The following is a 17,149-nucleotide window of genomic DNA, read 5'->3' on the forward strand; positions in this document are numbered from 1 at the left end:
AGAGGGACAAAGTTTTTTATGCAGATTATGTAGATAAAGTTTGCCACCCTTACTTTGTCAGGATGACAAAAAAAACTTTGAGTCTCTGTGACTTCGCGAGATTAAAAAAGAAAAAAAACTTTGTGAACTTTGCGCCTTTGCGGTGAAAAATTATCAGCCACGTAACTTTCCAGCCAATTCCAAAACCTGCTCAATAGCCACATCAATTTCCTCAGAAGTAGTAAATCTCCCTAAACTAAAACGAATAGAACTCAAAGCTTCTTCATCAGATAATCCCATTGCTTTTAAAACATGTGAAGGTTCGGAAGTAACAGCAGAACATGATGCTCCATTTGAAACCGAAATATTCCCTAAAGCCAAAATCAGCTGTTCTGAATTTACGCCAGGAAAACAAATGTTTGAAGTATTATAAATTCGGTTTTCTGTATTTCCGTTAACGAAAGAACCTTTAAATTGTAATAAACCTTTTTCGAGTTTGTCTCGCAATAGAGAAACTCTATTTTGGTCTTTTTCTAATTCATTTACAGCAATTTCCGATGCTTTTCCTAAACCGATAATGCCAGGAACATTTAGCGTTCCGCTTCGTAATTTTCTCTGTTGTCCGCCTCCAAGAGTTTGAGGTTTCAATTTTACTTTGGCTTTCGCCGAAATATACAAAGCGCCGACTCCTTTTGGGCCATAAAATTTATGAGCTGACAATGCCAAAAGATCGATTCCCAAAGTTTTTACATCAATCGGAATTTTACCAGCAGCTTGAGTTGCATCGCATATAAAAAGTACATTTTTGGCTTTCAGTGTTTTAGAAATCGCGTTGATATTTTGTATGACGCCAGTTTCATTATTAGAAAACATTCCGATGAAAACCAGTGTTTTATCTGTAATTATTTCTTCTAAAAGTTGAATATCTAAAAGACCATCAGCAGCGGTTGGAAGATAAGTGACTTCAAAACCAATGCTTTCCATAAAGTGGCAAGTTTCAAGAACGGCTTTGTGTTCGGTCTGAATGGTTACAATATGCTTTTTGCCTTGATCTGCGAGTCCTTTTATAGCAAGATTGATGCTTTCTGTAGCTCCAGATGTAAAAATGATTTCATCAGCATTAGCATTTATCAAATCGGCTGTTTGCCAAGCAGCATTTTCAACAGCTTCTTTTACTGTTAATCCAGCCAAATGTGTACTGGTTGAATTGGCATAATAATCCGTAAAATAGGGAAGCATCGCATCCAAAACACGTTCATCAACGCGGGTTGTGGCATTATTATCCAGGTAAATGATTTTTTGCTGTGACATAATTTGGGCTTATTTCAGTAAAAATACAATTTAAGAGTTAATATAGGTGGGAAATTAACCGCAAAGTACGCTAAGGAATTTCGCAAAGGTCGCACAGTTTTAATGGGTATAATTTTTTGTTTCTCGCAGATTTTGCAGATCTAAACAGATTTTTATTTATTTCTATATAAAGAATCTGGGCAAATCTTTCCATCGTATTCAAAATCTGCATTATCTGCCAAATCTGCGAGAGAAAAATAACTTTGCGAATTTTGCGAAAACATTGCGCCTCTGCGGTAAAAAAAATAACGAAATTGTAATTATTCTAAATAAGGAGAATGTTTGAATTTCATAACTTTTTGTGATTTAAGTTGATTAAATTTGTTAGAATGACAAAAGTGAATTTGCTAATTTAACAAATAGATTGCATGGCTTCTAAAAAATCAAATCAGAATAAAGTAACGTTGGAAGATGCTAATTCTCGTCGTGACTTTATAAAGAAATCAGGACTTTTTACCGCTCTTGCCCTGACGCCGCCCTCATTGGTAATGGCTTCAGATAAGAAATGGGATGAAAAAATAGCGGAATATCTAGAAACAGTACCGCTTTCTATTGAAGTAAATGGCACTAAACACAACTTGAACATAGAGCCGAGGACTACGCTGCTTGATTTACTTCGCGAACAATTACAGCTTACAGGAACTAAAAAAGGCTGTGATCACGGACAATGTGGTGCGTGTACAGTCCACGTAAACGGAACTCGAATTTTGTCATGCCTTTCTTTGGCCACGATGCAGCAAAATGCACAAGTAACTACAATTGAAGGAATTTCGAAAGGCAAAAAACTACATCCGATGCAGGAAGCTTTTATCAAACACGATGGTTTTCAGTGCGGCTATTGTACTCCTGGTCAGATTATGTCGGGAATTGCCTGTATCAAAGAAGGTCATGCCAACAGCAGAGAAGAAATTAGAGAATACATGAGCGGGAACATCTGTAGATGTGGCGCTTACCACAATATTGTCGATGCTATAACGGAAGTGAAGGAAGGAGGAAAGGAGATATGAAAAATTTTCAGATAATTAAAGCGCTTTCTTCTTCGACAGCAGTTACAGGAAAAGCCAAAGATGATTCTTCTATGTTTATTGCGGGCGGTACAAATCTTGTCGATTTAATGAAGAAGAATATCGTAGCTCCAGATAAACTAGTTGACATCAACGGATTAGATTTAAAGAAAATCGAATTTTTGAAGGGAAAAGTTTCGATTGGTGCATTGGCAAAAAATAGTCAAGTGGCTGAAGATGCTTCGATAAAAGAAAAACATCCTTTGCTTGCATTAGCTTTAGCAGCTGGAGCTTCTCAGCAAATTCGACACATGGCAACAGTGGGAGGGAATATGCTGCAAAAAACACGTTGCTCTTATTATTACAATACGGATATGCCATGCAACAAAAGAACACCAAAAAGCGGATGCGGTGCCATTGGTGGTTTTAACCGAATGCATGCTGTTTTTGGCGCTTCAGAAAGTTGTATTGCTGTGCATCCAAGCGATATGTGTGTGGCTTTGGCTGCGCTTGATGCAACAGTTTTGGTGGAAGGTCCAAAAGGAAAACGAGAAATTAATTTTACCGATTTTCATAGACTTCCAGGAAATACACCAGAAAAAGACAATACGCTGGACAACAGAGAATTAATTACTTCTATTGAAATTCCAGATAATAATTTTACTAAAAATGTACATTATCTAAAAGTTCGAGACAGAACAAGTTATGCTTTTGCATTGGTTTCTGTTGCAGTAGCTTTAGACATAAAAAATAACACCATAAATGATGTTAGACTAGCTATGGGCGGTGTGGCACATAAACCTTGGAGATTAACTGAAACAGAAAAATTCCTGAAAGGAAAAACAGTTTCTGAAGATCTATTTAAACAAGCTGGCCATTTGTCTATGAAAGGAGCAAAAGGATACGGCGACAATAATTTTAAACTAACGCTTGGAGAGAATGCAGTAGCAGAAGCACTTACAATAGCAGCATCAAAATAATTAAATTATGAGTAAGACAAGTAATATTAATAGAGTTGACGGATTTGCTAAAGTAACGGGTTCTGCAACTTATTCGGCTGAATATAAAACATCTGGTGTGGTTTATGCCTGCCTAGTGGGAAGTACTATTGCAAAAGGAAGAATCAAAACCATTGACACCAAAAAAGCAGAATGGGCGCCGGGAGTTTTGGCGGTTATTACACATTTGAATGTAGATAAACCTGCAGGTTATCAGAAAGCCAAAGACAAACATAATTTTGGTCAGCCGCTGCAGATTTTCAAAGACGATTCGATTTTGTATTACGATCAGCCAATTGCTTTGGTGATTGCAGATACTTTTGAACGTATGCAATATGCGGCAAGTCTAATTAAAGCTGAGTATTTTAAAGAAGAGCATTCGACAGAACTTAAAAAAGCAGCAGAAAAAGAAAAGAAAGTTGAAACCGATAAAGGAAATGATTACCATCGCGGTGAACATGATGGCTATAAAAATGCTGAGGTAATTCTAGAAGCTGAATATACAATTCCAACAGAAGTTCATAATCCAATGGAATTGGCCAATATTATTGCGAAATGGGAGGGAAACAAACCTATTTTATATACAAAAAGTCAAGGTGTTGAAGGAACTCGCAGAAGTGTAGCAGGTGTTTTTGATGTTCCCGCCGAAAATGTCGAGGTTCATGCTGAATATCTTGGAGGCGCATTCGGAATGGGATTGCACACTTGGCCGTACGAAATCGCAGCTTTAATTGGCGCTAAAAAATTAAATCGTCCTGTAAAATTAGTGTTGCATCGTGAACAGATGTTTACCAATGTTGGTTTCAGACCTTACACCATTCAGAAAATGGGTCTTGGTGCTACAAAAGAAGGAAAATTGACAGGCTTAACGCACGAAGCTGTAGCTATGACTTCGAGTTATGAAGATTTCATGGAAGGAACGGTAAATATGTCGCGATTTATTTATGATTGTCCGAACGTTTCAACACGCTATAGAATTGTGCCTCTTGATACTTGTACGCCAATCTGGATGCGTGGTCCAGGTGAAGCAACAGGGTCTTTTGCCTTAGAATGTGCCATGGACGAATTGGCTTATAAATTAAACTTAGATCCGATTGAATTCCGTAAACTGAATTATGCCGAAAAAGATCAGGAACAAAATAAACCGTGGAGCAGTAAATACCTTTTGGAATGCTACGAAGCGGGAATGGAAAAAATTGGCTGGAAAAACCGTAAAAACGAACCAGGTGCTGTTAAAGAAGGAAATTGGTTAGTAGGTTACGGAATGGGAACGGGAACTTTCGGCTGTTACAGAAGCCCAACTTCGGTAAAAGCAAAATTCTTAGCCAATGGCGATTTGGTTTTGCAATGCAGTGTAAACGATATGGGACCTGGAACCGCAACTATGATGACGGCGATTGGAGCTGAAGTAATAGGTTTGCCAGCTGAAAATGTAATCATTGAAATGGGGAAAAGCGGATTGCCGAAAGGGCCTACTCAAGGCGGTTCGGCAACGACTTCATCTGTCGGTTCTGCAGTTCATGACGCTTGTAATTTATTATTGAATAAAATAATTGAATTGGGAAGTAAAAGTCCCGCTTTGAAAGGAATCGCTATTACGGATTTAACTTTTGAAAATGGTACGGTTTCTTCTAAAAAAGACAAGTCGAAATCGGTTACGTTAGCTGCACTTTTAAGCAGTAACAAATTAGAAGATTTTGAAGTAGAAAATCTTTCTAAAGCTGCTGAAGAAGCGAAGAAATATTCAATTTATTCGTTTTCAGTTCATTTTGTAAAAGTATTAGTGAATCCGAATTTGGGTAAAATAAGATTGGCTCACGTGGTTTCTTGCGCTGATATTGGAACTGTAATCAACCAAAAAACATCTGCAGGGCAAATGTTTGGCGGGGCAGTAGGAGGAATTGGAATGGGATTGATGGAAGCACTAGAAATCGATCACCGTTTTGGGCGTCCGATCAATAACAATTTTGCAGATTATCATGTGCCGGTGAATGCTGATATAGAAAAGCAGGAAGTTTTCTTCGTAAATAAAAAAGACCCGATTAGTAACCCAATGGGAACAAAAGGTCTGGGTGAAACTGCTTTAGTCGGAATGGCGCCTGCAATTGCAAATGCCGTTTTTAATGCAACGGGAAAACGTGTTAGGGATTTACCTATTACGTTGGATAAGATTATCGAAACTGTTTCTTAAATTTTAACCACTGATTAAAGAGGATTCAAAATGATTTTTTCATAACCACGAATTACACGGATTTGCACTAATTTTTTCTTCCAATTGATGATTTAAATTTGTGGAAATTCGTGTAATTCGTGGCATAAAAATAACTCATCATACCAGAAAATCCTTTTTTGAGTTGCAAAAAAAAATCGCAAAGTTTAAAAAAAAACTTTGCGACTTTGTGCCTTCGTGGCATATCTCATTAAAACTTATTTAACCGTAATTGGCAATTCAACCGTTGTTTTATCCCAACCAATAACAAGATTTGCTACGTTACCTTGAGTGGTAAATGCAATTGATAAAGCTTCGATAACATCAGAAACTGGTTTAACAGGAACTGAAACTCTTACAACATCTTTGCTTTCGTCGTAAGCATAACCGCCCCATAAATCTAGTTCTTTATTGATAATGATAGTCCATTTGTCCTTTTCTGGAATAGCAAATAAGCTGTAGTATCCTGCAGGAACTTTTTTACCACCGATTGTTACATCTTTGTAGAATTTGATTTCTGTGTTTTCATTAGCGCCAACTCTCCAAACTTCTCCAAACTTAACCACATCACCAAAAATAGTTCTTCCTTTTACAGAAGGTCTTGCATAAAGAACTTTGATAACTGGGTTTGGATTATCTGTTTTTTTGAATTTAACCGCTTTGTTTGGGAAATACGAAATATCAACCGGACTTGCATCAAGCGGAGCAAATTTTACTATGTCTTGAGCTTGAACTGTAAAAGCAGCAAACAAAGTAACTGCTAGTAAATAGAATTTTTTCATGGTTTACAATTTTTAGATTAACTACAAAGTAAATTAATAATGAAGAAAAATCATATAATTTGACGCCTGTTTTTTGTTAATGAATTGGTAATGACGCATTAATTCTGATATTCTTTTTTCTTCTTAGCATACCAATCCTGCATAATGTAGAAAGCCTTTTTCTTTTCGCCATCATTTGAAATTAAACCTTTGCGATTGTAACCGTCCTGAATTCCTGGAAGCAATCTTTTTGGAGATCTAAAATCAACTAAAATCCAAGGACTTGTTCCGCTTAAGTGTGGAATTTTTTCAATCATTTTTAAATTCTGAATGTATAAATATTCCTGATATTCTTCTGTCCAGCGCTCGTTTTTCTCTCCGTGGAAACCGGCTTTTGCATCGCCACCAAATTCAGAAACAACAATCGGTTTATTGTATTTAGATTTCCATGTTATTTTCTCAGCATCTTCCAAATTTCCGCCATACCAGCCCAAATATTGATTGAAAGCCACAACATCTAAAACTTCTCCAATAGGATCATCAATAGTTTCTTTTTTGGTTAATAAAGCAGCGCTGATTAATCTTGTATTGTCTAATGATCTGGTGTGAGATGCTAAATTTTTAATGAACGTATTTCTAGCATCAGAAATCGGAGTTTCATTTGCCATTGACCAAATAATAATGCTCGCTCTATTTTTATCTCTTGTGATAGAAGCAGTTAATTGATCTTCGGCGTTTTTGTAGGTGTTTTCATTTTTAAATTCTACTGTCCAGTAAACTGGAATTTCCTCCCAAACCATTAAACCCAATTTATCAGCTTCTCTAACCATGTTTTCGTTATGCGGATAATGCGCCAGACGAACATAATTACAGCCTAATTCTTTCGCCCAGTTTAATAAGCGCAAAGCATCTTCTACAGAATTAGCACGCCCGCCTTTTCCATTTTCTTCATGAATAGAAATTCCGCGTAAAAAGATTTCTTTTCCGTTTAGCAGAATTTTATCTTCTTTGGTTTCGATGGTTCTAAAACCAATCTGATCGTTTAATTTTTTTCCATTAAAGTCAACAGTAACATTATATAATTTCGGATTTTCTGGCGACCAATACGAGATTTTTTTGGCAGGAATTTCAAAGTTTAAAATTCCGTTGCTAGCCGCTTTTCCTTTGAAATTGATTTTTAATTCAGGAATAGAAATCGAAATATTATTTTTCGAAGCATCTAAATTATTGATTTTAATAAAACCTGAAATAATATTTGCATTGCCTTTTTTCAGCTGAATAGTATAATCTTCCACAAATGATGATTCTTCTTCAATTAAAGTCACATCGCGCGTGATTCCGCCGTAATTCCACCAATCGGTGTTTACGGTTGGGACATCTTCTTTATGACGTGTATTATCAACTTTAATTACTAAATAATTTCCAGTAGGTTTTACAATCGAAGTTACTTCATAATTAAACGGAGTGAAACCGCCTTCATGTGTGCCAAGTTTTTTTCCGTTTAAATAAACATCGGCTTTGTAATTGATTGCTCCCAAATATAAGAACAGACGTTTATTAGCTGTTAAATTGTAATCAAAAGACTTTTTAAACCAAACATTTCCTTCATAATATTTCAGTTCCGCAACCTGCGAATTCCAATCTCCAGGAATATTGATTGTTGGCGATTTATCAAAATCATATTCTACCAATTCTTGTTTGTTTTGAGCATGATAATTAGAAAAAAAAGCCCCTTTTGCCGGTTTTTCACTTTTGTCGTATTGATCCAAGTGAAAGCTATAAAAACCAGTTTGATAGGGATCGATAATATAATTCCAAACTCCGTTTAAAGAAGTGGTGTTTCGGTTTGATACGTTAGAAATTAAACCTTGTGATTGTCCAATTGCGAACGATGTCAGGAATAATAGTGTTAGAATTTTTTTCATTTTGTAAAATTATTTTTGTTTTAATCTGAAATATATTTTAACCGCAAAGGACGCTAAGTTTTACGCAAAGTTCGCAAGGCTTTGCGTGCCTTGCGAACTTTTCCTTTGCGCTCTTTGCGGTTAAGTTAATTAATTGGAATCTTCAAATATTCTCCTTTAAAGCTCTGATTTAATGCCGTCATTTCAATCGGATTACCGGAACCATCGGGAATTACTTCTATAGAAGCCTTTCCGTTTGCCATTCTTATCGATTCGCTTCCAGTTGGTGTTCCTTGATTTTTTAGCGTTTTTCCGCCTTTTAAACATTGAAAATAAACACTCGCTTCATAATCCAGGCAGCGTAAATTATTATTGTCAACTGCAACGGCGGTAACTAAATAATTGCCGTTTTTTAGTTTTTCTGATGATAATTGCAGCGAAACCGCCGTATCATTTTTATTGAAACGATAGTTCACTTTCAGCGTATCAGAAACCGTTTTTCCTTCTTTTGTTTTTCCGACGGCAACTAAAATATTTTCTCCTTTCGTAAAATTGACATCCCAAGTTAAACCATTTGCAGGATACAGAGCAAGATTTCGCTGTTTTTCTCCTAATGATTTTCCGTTATGGAAAAAAGTCACTTTCTCACAATTGCTGAAAACGCTTATCGTTCTCGGTGTGCCTTCAGGACCTTGGCGTTCTGTCCAAGTATGCGATTCGATGTAAGCGAAAGGTGCTGTCGCCCAATAGCTTTTAAAAACATAATACGCATCTTTCGGAATTCCGTTTCGGTCTGTCAATCCTTTTTGGTTCATGTACGGAATATCGTCTTCTGGTCTCAAAGGCGTTGCAAAATCCTTAAATGCCCATTGAATATTTCCCACAAAAGTTGGGTCATTCTCGGATATATGCAAATGCCAGTCAAATAAATCAACGATATAGTTTTCGCTCCAATCGCCAATTTGTGCAATATTAGCTACTTTGGTCTGAACAATCGCTTCTTCCCAACCTTCGGCTTTTATTACATTTTCACCTGTAATTGGGTTTTCGCTATGACGTCCAACATGACTATCTCCGCCATATTCGGCATGAATAAAATGTTTGTATTCTTTCTTATAAACATCAATCGCTTTTTGGTAGCTTTTATAGCTTCCAGAATACCATCCAGACCAGATAGAAGGAGAGAATACATCTACAATATGCGAGCCTTCGTAATATTTTCTAATAGCCGTTTTGCGGGTTGGATCCAGTTTGTGAGCGATGTCGTTTAATTCCGTTAAAAATTCATTCGTTTTCTTATCATTGTCGCCATCAGGAAAATCAGGAAGCCAATTGATTTCATTGCCTAAAGACCAGATAATAATACTCGGATGATTATAGTTTTGATTGATGATTTCTGCCAGCATATTTTTGGTATTCGTTTTCCAAACGTCATTTCCAATTCCTCCGCGACACCACGGCAATTCATCCCAAACCAAAAGACCTAGTTCGTCACAGGCTTTATAAACTTCCGGATCTTGAGGATAATGTGCTAAACGAACAAAATTGGCTCCCATTTCTTTGATCGATTTCATATCTGCCCAGTGCTGTTCGTTGCTCATAGCGGCTCCAACACCAGCTTGTTCCTCATGTCGATGCGTTCCGCGAATCAATAATCTTTTTCCATTCAAATAAAAAGGGCCATGATCTTTAAATTCAAACCATCTGAAGCCAACTTTTTCTGAAATACTGTCTTTAATCTGATTTTTTTCTGATAAAACAGCAGAAAGTCTGTATAAGTTCGGTTTTTCAGTATCCCAAAGTTCTGGGTTTTTGATGTTTTCAAAAGTGATGGTTGAAGTTCTATCTGTAACCAAAACGGTTTTGCTCGCTACTTTTTTTCCTTTCGGATTTTTAAGCGTTACAGTTAAAGATAAGTCCTTTGAATTGTCAGGATTTACAAAAGAAGAAACAACTTGTAGAGAAGCTTTTTTAGCAGAAACTTCAGGAGTTGTAATTTTTATATTTTCGATATGATTTTTGTATTTCGAAACTAGCCAGACGTCGCGCGTGATTCCTCCATAAATGAAGAAATCGCTTTTTTGAGACGGAATAATTTCGATATCATAACTATTATCCACACGAGCAAAAATATCGTTGTTTCCTTCTTTTATGAAATTCGTAATATCAATAGAAAAACCAATATAACCGCCAATATGCGATCCCGCTTCTTTTCCATTGACATATACTTTTGTGGTTACATTCGAGCCTTCAAAGTATAAAGAGTAAACTCTGTTTTTATCGATTTGCGGAATATTTAATTTTTTTTGATACCAGCTTGCATCGCGTCGGTAACCTGGATTTAAGTCGGTTGCATCTTCGGCATTCCAAGTATGCGGTAAATTTAAAGAAGTCCAGTTGGAAGCTTTTTGCGCTTCGTTTAATTTTTGAGTATCATTTTCTAAATAAAGCCAATTGTCGTTAATGTTCATCTTTGTCTGAGCAAAACTGCTCAGACAAATCTGAAACAAAACAAAAAGTGCAAAAATTGAAAATGTATTAAAGTGTAATTTCTTCATAATAAGGCTTTTTTAGGTTCAAAGGCCGAGAACCTTTGCACCTTTGTAACTTTGTCCCTTTGTTACTTTCTTCTAAGAAGTGCTTCCAGAAAATAATAATCGGCGTAAATTATTGGTTCGTCAATTTCGTCATGTTTTGGCCAGTTTCCTGTACTGTGATTAAATAAGAAAGGTGCTTTGATTTTAGCATCTAAAATATATTTATCCGTTTGTACTGAAGTCATCAGTTTATCGGCAAAAGCCAAATAACTGTCATTTTTTGTGTAACCATACAATTCGTATAGGGCAGACGCAATCACCATTGCTGCAGAAACATCTCTTGCCGAATTTGGAATGCTAGGATCTTTAAAATCCCAATACGGAATTCCGTCTTCTGGCAGGTTTTTATTCGTCATAAAAAACTTCGCTGTTCCTTCAGCTTGTTTTAAGTATGCTGGATCTTTTGTATATCGATATGACATCGTGAATCCGTAAACTGCCCAAGCCTGACCGCGAGCCCAAACCGAATCATCATTGTATCCTTGAAGAGTCGTTTTCTTTCTAACTTCGCCAGTTGTTGGATTATAATCGATAACGTGATAACAAGAGTTGTCTTCTCTAAACTGATTTTTTAAAGTGGTATTAGCATGTTGAATCGCAACTTCACGATATTTTGGATTTCCTGATATTTTGGATGCTTCAAAAAGCAATTCCAGATTCATCATATTATCAATGATAACTGGATAATCCCAAATTTCCTTGTTGAAATCCCAAGAACGAATGGAACCCACTTTTGGGTTGAACCTTTTGCATAAAGTTTCGGCGCCTTTTACAATTACCGCTTCGTATTCTTTTTTGTTTTCCACTTTCAGCGCTTCTCCAAAACTGCAAAACACTTTAAAACCTACGTCATGCGAATTGCTGTTGACACTTTCCTTTTTGCTGAAAGGAGTCCATTTTTGAGCCTGTTCTTTATATTTTGAATCGCCTGTCAATCGGTACAATTGCCAAAGATTTCCAGTAAAGAAACCGCTTGTCCAATCTCTCGATGGCACTTTGCGAATTTCGAGAGTTTTGGTATTCATGCTTCTCGGCATTGACATGGAGTCTACTGGATAATCCAAAAGCATTTTGTAACGCGTTTCGAGTAGATTATTTGCCTCTGTTGTGCTTTTTGTTTGAGGTTTAACCCCAGATTTGCACGCTATTGCCAGCGATGCAAACCCAAGGATTAAAATGAAACTAATTTTATTCATATTACTAATTAATCTTTATTTTTAGTTTCTATACTAAAATGTTAGACGCGGATTGTACGGATTCATTATCGCGAAGATGTTGATCTAAACTTTTTCTCTCGCAGATTTTGCAGATTTGCAGATTTTTTTTGTCTCCTGCAGATTAAAAATGTTTTTAATTTAATCTGCTTAATCTGTTAAATCTGCGGGAAACCAATTAAGCGTAACTTTAAAAAATCCGTTTAAATCAGCTCCCGATAGCGAATCCGTTTCATCCGTGTTCAATACTAATTGTGCTAATTTAATAACCAGGATTATTTGGTTTGAGATTCGGATTAATAGCCAGTTCTGTTCCAGGCAACGGCCATAAATAATCTCTGTTTGGATCAAAATTGGCATGTGGTTCTAAACCATTTGGTCCAAATACTTCTGGTCCGATTTTTAACCTTTTGATGTCGTACCATCTCACATATTCAAACGCCAATTCTAATCTTCTTTCGTCAATAACCATTTTTCTGAAATCGGTTTGAGAAAGTCCTGGCGTTACATTTGCCGGGAACGAAACCAGTTTTCCAGCTTTATTTCTCGCTCTTGCACGAACGCGATTCACGTAACCATCAGCTTCAGTTGTTCCTGGATTAATTTCGTTTAAAGCTTCAGCTGCAGTTAGTAAAACTTCTGCGAAACGCATTGTAATGTAATTGTGCTGAGAAGTTCTTCCATTCGCTCCAGCTTTCCCCGGAAAACGGAAATATTTGGCAATATGTGGACGTGGCGCTTTTTCATTGTCGCTTGAAGGATAAACCTGAAGCGATCCGCCTGGACCTGTTTTCTTTCTGATAATGGTATCAAAACTTACGGCTCTTCTATAATCTCTCTGATCCCAAGTATTGAATACTTTTAATGATGGAACAGCAACAGAAAACCCTTGTCCGTAACTATAACTGTCATCTTTTAACGATCCTGTAAAAAACGCGGTATAATCTTGACCGTAATTTCCAGAAGTCAAGTTGTTAAAGTCAATTGTAAATAAAGGTTCTTTTAAAGAAGCTGTTTTGGTAGCATTGAATAAATCCTGAAAATCAGCATCAAGACCTAAACCAAATTTGGCTTCGTTTGTAATAACAAATTTGGCTTCGTCGTACGCTTTTTGAAAATTTCCTAAAGTCAGGTAAACAGAAGCCAAATACCCTGCAGCAGTACCTTTTCCAGGAACAGCTTTTACTTTTGGTTTGTCATCTAGCCATTGTTTGGCAAATTCCAAATCGGCAATGATTTTTGGGTAAACGTCTGCTTCTTTTGTTTTGCTAAGGGAATTTACTTGATTCACATCATTTACAACAAAATCAACATAAGGAATATCTCCAAATAGGCGCACTAAATGATAGTAAGCAAAAGCTCTTGCAAAATACGCCTGAGCCACAATGGCATTTACTTTTGCTGGATCTCCAGGTGTTTTTTTAGCACCTTCAATGGCTTGATTTGCCGCGGTAATAATTACATACGATTGTGGCCAAAAGTTAGCTACAAGTGCATTGGTGTCATTCATCGACATGTCGTTTACGTCAATACGTGCAGCCTGAGTGGTTCTATCGCCGATGTCAGCCATATCATCACGAAGCATAAGGGCAATTGTAAATTCTCTTCCCCAATAATTATTGTGGGCAATATTAGCGAAAGCTCCATTTACAGCAGCTTGCAAATCGTCTGTATTGTTGAAAAAGTTCTCTGGACGAATAATTCCTACTGGTTTTTCTTCCAGATCAGAACAGCTGAAAAACGCCATCGTTCCGAAGCAAAGAAAAGCTATATATTTTTTCATAGTATTTTTATTAGAGCTAATTGGATGTAATTAATTTTAACACATAGAAGCATAGATTTAAACTCTTAAAAAAGGCGTTTCACTTATTTAAAATACACATAGTGAGCTATGTGTAAGAAACCATGTTTCTTTTTGTATTCTTTTTTTAACACATAAAATCTATGTTTCTATGTGTTAAATTATTAGATCCAAATAGGTTATTAGATTAAAATTTTAAATTGAATCCTGCTGTAAATGTTCTTACGTTTGGATATCCTCCATAATCCAATCCTAAATTGGTATTACTTCTTGAGTTGGTGTCGTTTAAATAATTCGTTTCAGGATCTGTACCTGGATAATCTGTAATCGTCCAAAGGTTTTGCGCGCTGATGTAAAAACGAACTTTGCTTAGGCCTATTTTTGACACAATTTTTTCATCTAAGCTATACCCGATAGAGATGTTTTTTAGACGGATATAACTTCCATCATAAACAAATCTTGAAGTAATTCTTTTGGTTCTAGCAGCATTTGCAGGAACATTTGTATCCGTATTAGTTGGTGTCCAAGCATCTAAAACTTCAGTTGTAGCATTGTTGTTTCCAGAAGCCAATTCCATCAAAGTATAGTTTAGGATTTGATTTCCTTGCGAACCTTGAAAGAAGATATTCAAATCAAGATTTTTATAGGTGAAATCATTGTTAAATCCGAAGATGAAATCTGGATTTGGGTTTCCAATGATGGTCTTATCCTGAGAATCTAGTTTTCCGTCGCCATTGTAATCTCTGAATTTTTCTCCTCCGGGAGCCGTTTCAAAGTTTCCTGGCAATACCGTTTCTCCTTGCTGAATTACACCATCATAAATAAATCCGAAGAAAGAGCCAACCGGTTGTCCAACTCTTAAAATCTGTGACTCAGTCGCTAAGAAATGCCCAGGCGCAGAGTTGATTAAAAGATCTTTATTATCGGCTAATTTTAATACTTTATTTTTGTTTGAAGAAATATTAAAGTTGGTTGACCAAGTAAAATCTGCACCAATGAAATTTCTAGTGTTAATACCCAATTCCCATCCTTTATTTTCTAATTCACCTACGTTTTGAAGCTGAGAAGCAATTCCAGAAATTCCAGGAAGTGGTCTGTTGAACAACAAATCTTTGGTAATTGTTTTATAATAATCCGCCGTTATGCTGATTCTATTGTCAAACAAACCTAAATCAATTCCGTAATCTTGCTGATAAGACGTTTCCCATTTTAAATTCGGATTATCTAATGAAGTCAACTGAACCGCATTGGTAATCACGTCACCGCTTACATAATAGATTTCAGAGAATCTAGAAAGAGTAGAGTAGGCACCAATTGAAGGATTTCCTGTTGCTCCGTAACTTGCTCTTAATTTTAAGTTTGAAACCGTTTTATTGTCTTTTAAGAAGTTTTCTTTGCTAATGTTCCATCCAATTGCTCCAGAAGGGAAAGTTCCGTATTTGTAGTTTTTACTAAAGCTAGAAGAACCGTCTCGTCTTGCTGTGAAGGTCAGTAAATATTTATCAGCATAATCAAAATTCAACCTTCCGAAAGCAGAGATTAATTCCGTTTCAGATAAGCCAGAATCCGGTTTTAAGAAAACTGTTCCTGCTCCCAAATTTCTATACGAATTGGTATTCGTTAAAAAACCTCTTGAAGCAGCATACGAATTTTCGTTTTTGTTTTTTTGATATGAATATCCTCCCAAAACTGTTAGCATTCCTTTGTCGATAATTTCACGTTTGAAAGTCAAATAATTCTCTGTTAGGAAAGAAGAAAATCGTGTATTGTTTACAGAAGCTTCTCCTTTGATATTTTTTCCGGCAATTAAAGTTGAAGGAATAAATCTCCCAGTTTGCGAATTACTATCGGTTAAACCTAAAGTGGTTTTAAAATCTAGATCTTTTGTAATTTGATATTGGGCAAAGAAATTGTTTCGGTTTGTAACAGAAACCGTTTCCAAGATATTTTCCATTGCAGTTGCGTACGGATTATCAATATCATCACCAATTGGCGCCGTAGTGGTATAAGTTCCGTCAGCATTGTAAATTCCTTTATCAGGCATAAAACGATAAGCCGATGCGATAACACCCGCAGCCCCAGTTCCTCCAGCGCTAGTCTGGCTCACAATTCCTTCTTTGTTCTGTTTGCTTGTAAAAGTGTTTAAACCCACTTTGAATTTTGGAGATAAATCAGCTTCAAGGTTTCCTACAATTGTATATTTGTCAATGCCAGAATTGATTACAACACCATTTTGATTGAAATACGTTCCAGAAACATAATATTTTATATTTTCAGATCCGCCAGAAAAAGACAATTGTGAGTTAGAAATCATTCCTTCACGATAAATTACATCTTGCCAATCTGTATTTGCTGGACCTTGCGTGTGCGTTGTAAAGCTCTTTCTGTAAGCCGCAAATTGGTCGGCATTCAATAAATGTAATTTGTTATTTACCGATTGGACAGAAGTCGAATTGCTAAACTCAATTACTGGTTTTCCTGGTTTTCCTTTTTTTGTCGTTACCATAATAACCCCGTTAGAACCTCTTGATCCGTAAATAGCAGTTGCAGATGCATCTTTTAAAACCTCAATAGAAGCAATGTCCTGCGGTGCTGGCATAGAAACGCCTGCAAAACCGTCCACAACAATCAGAGCATCTCCACTTGCATTAATTGAAGTTCCTCCACGAACTCTGATTTTTACAGGAGCTCCAGGTTCACCACCGTTATTGGTCATTACCGAAACACCCGCAGCACGACCTTGTAAAGCCTGCTCAGCATTTAAAAGAGGAAAAGCAGTCAGTTCTTTTGCTGTAACAGAAGATACAGAACCTGTTATGTCGCTCTTTTTACGTGTTCCGTAACCTACTACGATAACTTCGTCTAGTGCCTTTGTATCTGGTTTTAAGCTTACATTGATTACGCTTTTGGTTCCAACTGGAACTTCAACCGTTTGAAATCCGACGAAATTGAAAACTAAGACAGCATTTTTCTCTCCTACAATCACAGTATAATTTCCGTCCATATCGGCAGAAGCGCCTACAGAAGAATTTTTGATGTAAACATTGGCACCAGGAAGTCCAAGTAAATCTTCACTAGAAGTTATTTTTCCGGTCACTTTTCGTTCTTGTGCGTGCATCACGATATTTATCAGTAAAAAAGATACCAGTAAACACCATTTAAACGATTTGTTTGTTTGGTTTGTAAACATTCATTTTTTGGTTTTAGAGTTAATAAGTTAGATTAAGTAGAAAAACAATAAACTCATTCCGATGACGAGAATGACAAATAAAATTTGAAGCACTAAGTAACTCGTTTTTTTGATTTTCATATCGCAAATGTAAAAGCCGAAA

The 17,149-nt window shown here is 36.4% G+C and carries 10 protein-coding genes; 3 read left to right on the plus strand and 7 right to left on the minus strand.

What is annotated here, in order from left to right; translation table 11 throughout:
- Positions 1 to 153: 153 nt before the first annotated feature.
- Positions 154 to 1,290, minus strand: a complete 1,137-nt coding sequence (locus BB050_RS16115; protein ID WP_066034263.1) for a cysteine desulfurase family protein — start codon at positions 1,288 to 1,290, stop codon at positions 154 to 156.
- A 407-nt stretch (positions 1,291 to 1,697) separates the two neighbouring features.
- On the opposite strand from BB050_RS16115, the gene BB050_RS16120 reads away from it, so the two are divergent.
- The 3 genes from BB050_RS16120 to BB050_RS16130 are packed head-to-tail and all read left to right on the plus strand — an operon-like array spanning position 1,698 to position 5,522.
- Complete coding sequence (locus tag BB050_RS16120) at positions 1,698 to 2,336, plus strand: 2Fe-2S iron-sulfur cluster-binding protein (RefSeq protein WP_008467604.1); 639 nt, start codon at positions 1,698 to 1,700, stop codon at positions 2,334 to 2,336.
- The gene (locus tag BB050_RS16125) at positions 2,333 to 3,313 is read left to right on the plus strand and encodes an FAD binding domain-containing protein (RefSeq protein ID WP_066034264.1); all 981 of its coding nucleotides are present in this window, start codon (positions 2,333 to 2,335) and stop codon (positions 3,311 to 3,313) included. The genes BB050_RS16120 and BB050_RS16125 overlap by 4 nt, the downstream gene beginning before the upstream one ends.
- Before the next feature lie 7 nt (positions 3,314 to 3,320).
- Positions 3,321 to 5,522 (plus strand): xanthine dehydrogenase family protein molybdopterin-binding subunit, encoded by a 2,202-nt coding sequence (locus BB050_RS16130; RefSeq protein WP_066034265.1) that lies wholly within the window; start codon positions 3,321 to 3,323, stop codon positions 5,520 to 5,522.
- Positions 5,523 to 5,758: 236 nt separating this feature from the next.
- On the opposite strand, the gene BB050_RS16135 is transcribed toward BB050_RS16130, so the two are convergent.
- From BB050_RS16135 to BB050_RS16160, 6 genes are all read right to left on the minus strand, one after another.
- Positions 5,759 to 6,322: a DUF2911 domain-containing protein gene (locus BB050_RS16135; protein ID WP_066034266.1), complete on the minus strand. Its 564-nt coding sequence runs from the start codon at positions 6,320 to 6,322 to the stop codon at positions 5,759 to 5,761.
- Between the two features lie 98 nt (positions 6,323 to 6,420).
- On the minus strand, positions 6,421 to 8,226 hold the full coding sequence (locus BB050_RS16140; RefSeq protein ID WP_066034267.1) for a glycoside hydrolase family 2 protein: 1,806 nt from the start codon (positions 8,224 to 8,226) through the stop codon (positions 6,421 to 6,423).
- Positions 8,227 to 8,351: 125 nt separating this feature from the next.
- Positions 8,352 to 10,763 carry a glycoside hydrolase family 2 protein gene (locus tag BB050_RS16145; protein ID WP_066034268.1) on the minus strand — a complete coding sequence of 804 codons (2,412 nt, stop codon included), beginning with the start codon at positions 10,761 to 10,763 and terminating at the stop codon, positions 8,352 to 8,354.
- A 62-nt stretch (positions 10,764 to 10,825) separates the two neighbouring features.
- Positions 10,826 to 11,998, minus strand: coding sequence for a glycoside hydrolase family 88 protein (locus BB050_RS16150; protein WP_066034269.1), 1,173 nt, complete (start codon positions 11,996 to 11,998; stop codon positions 10,826 to 10,828).
- Positions 11,999 to 12,278: 280 nt separating this feature from the next.
- Positions 12,279 to 13,799, minus strand: coding sequence for a RagB/SusD family nutrient uptake outer membrane protein (locus BB050_RS16155; protein ID WP_066034270.1), 1,521 nt, complete (start codon positions 13,797 to 13,799; stop codon positions 12,279 to 12,281).
- A gap of 205 nt (positions 13,800 to 14,004) precedes the next feature.
- Positions 14,005 to 17,007: a SusC/RagA family TonB-linked outer membrane protein gene (locus BB050_RS16160; protein WP_066034271.1), complete on the minus strand. Its 3,003-nt coding sequence runs from the start codon at positions 17,005 to 17,007 to the stop codon at positions 14,005 to 14,007.
- Positions 17,008 to 17,149 lie beyond the last annotated feature (142 nt).

The sequence above is a fragment of the Flavobacterium anhuiense genome, from assembly GCF_001705175.1.
GTDB classification, from domain to species: Bacteria; Bacteroidota; Bacteroidia; order Flavobacteriales; family Flavobacteriaceae; genus Flavobacterium; species Flavobacterium anhuiense.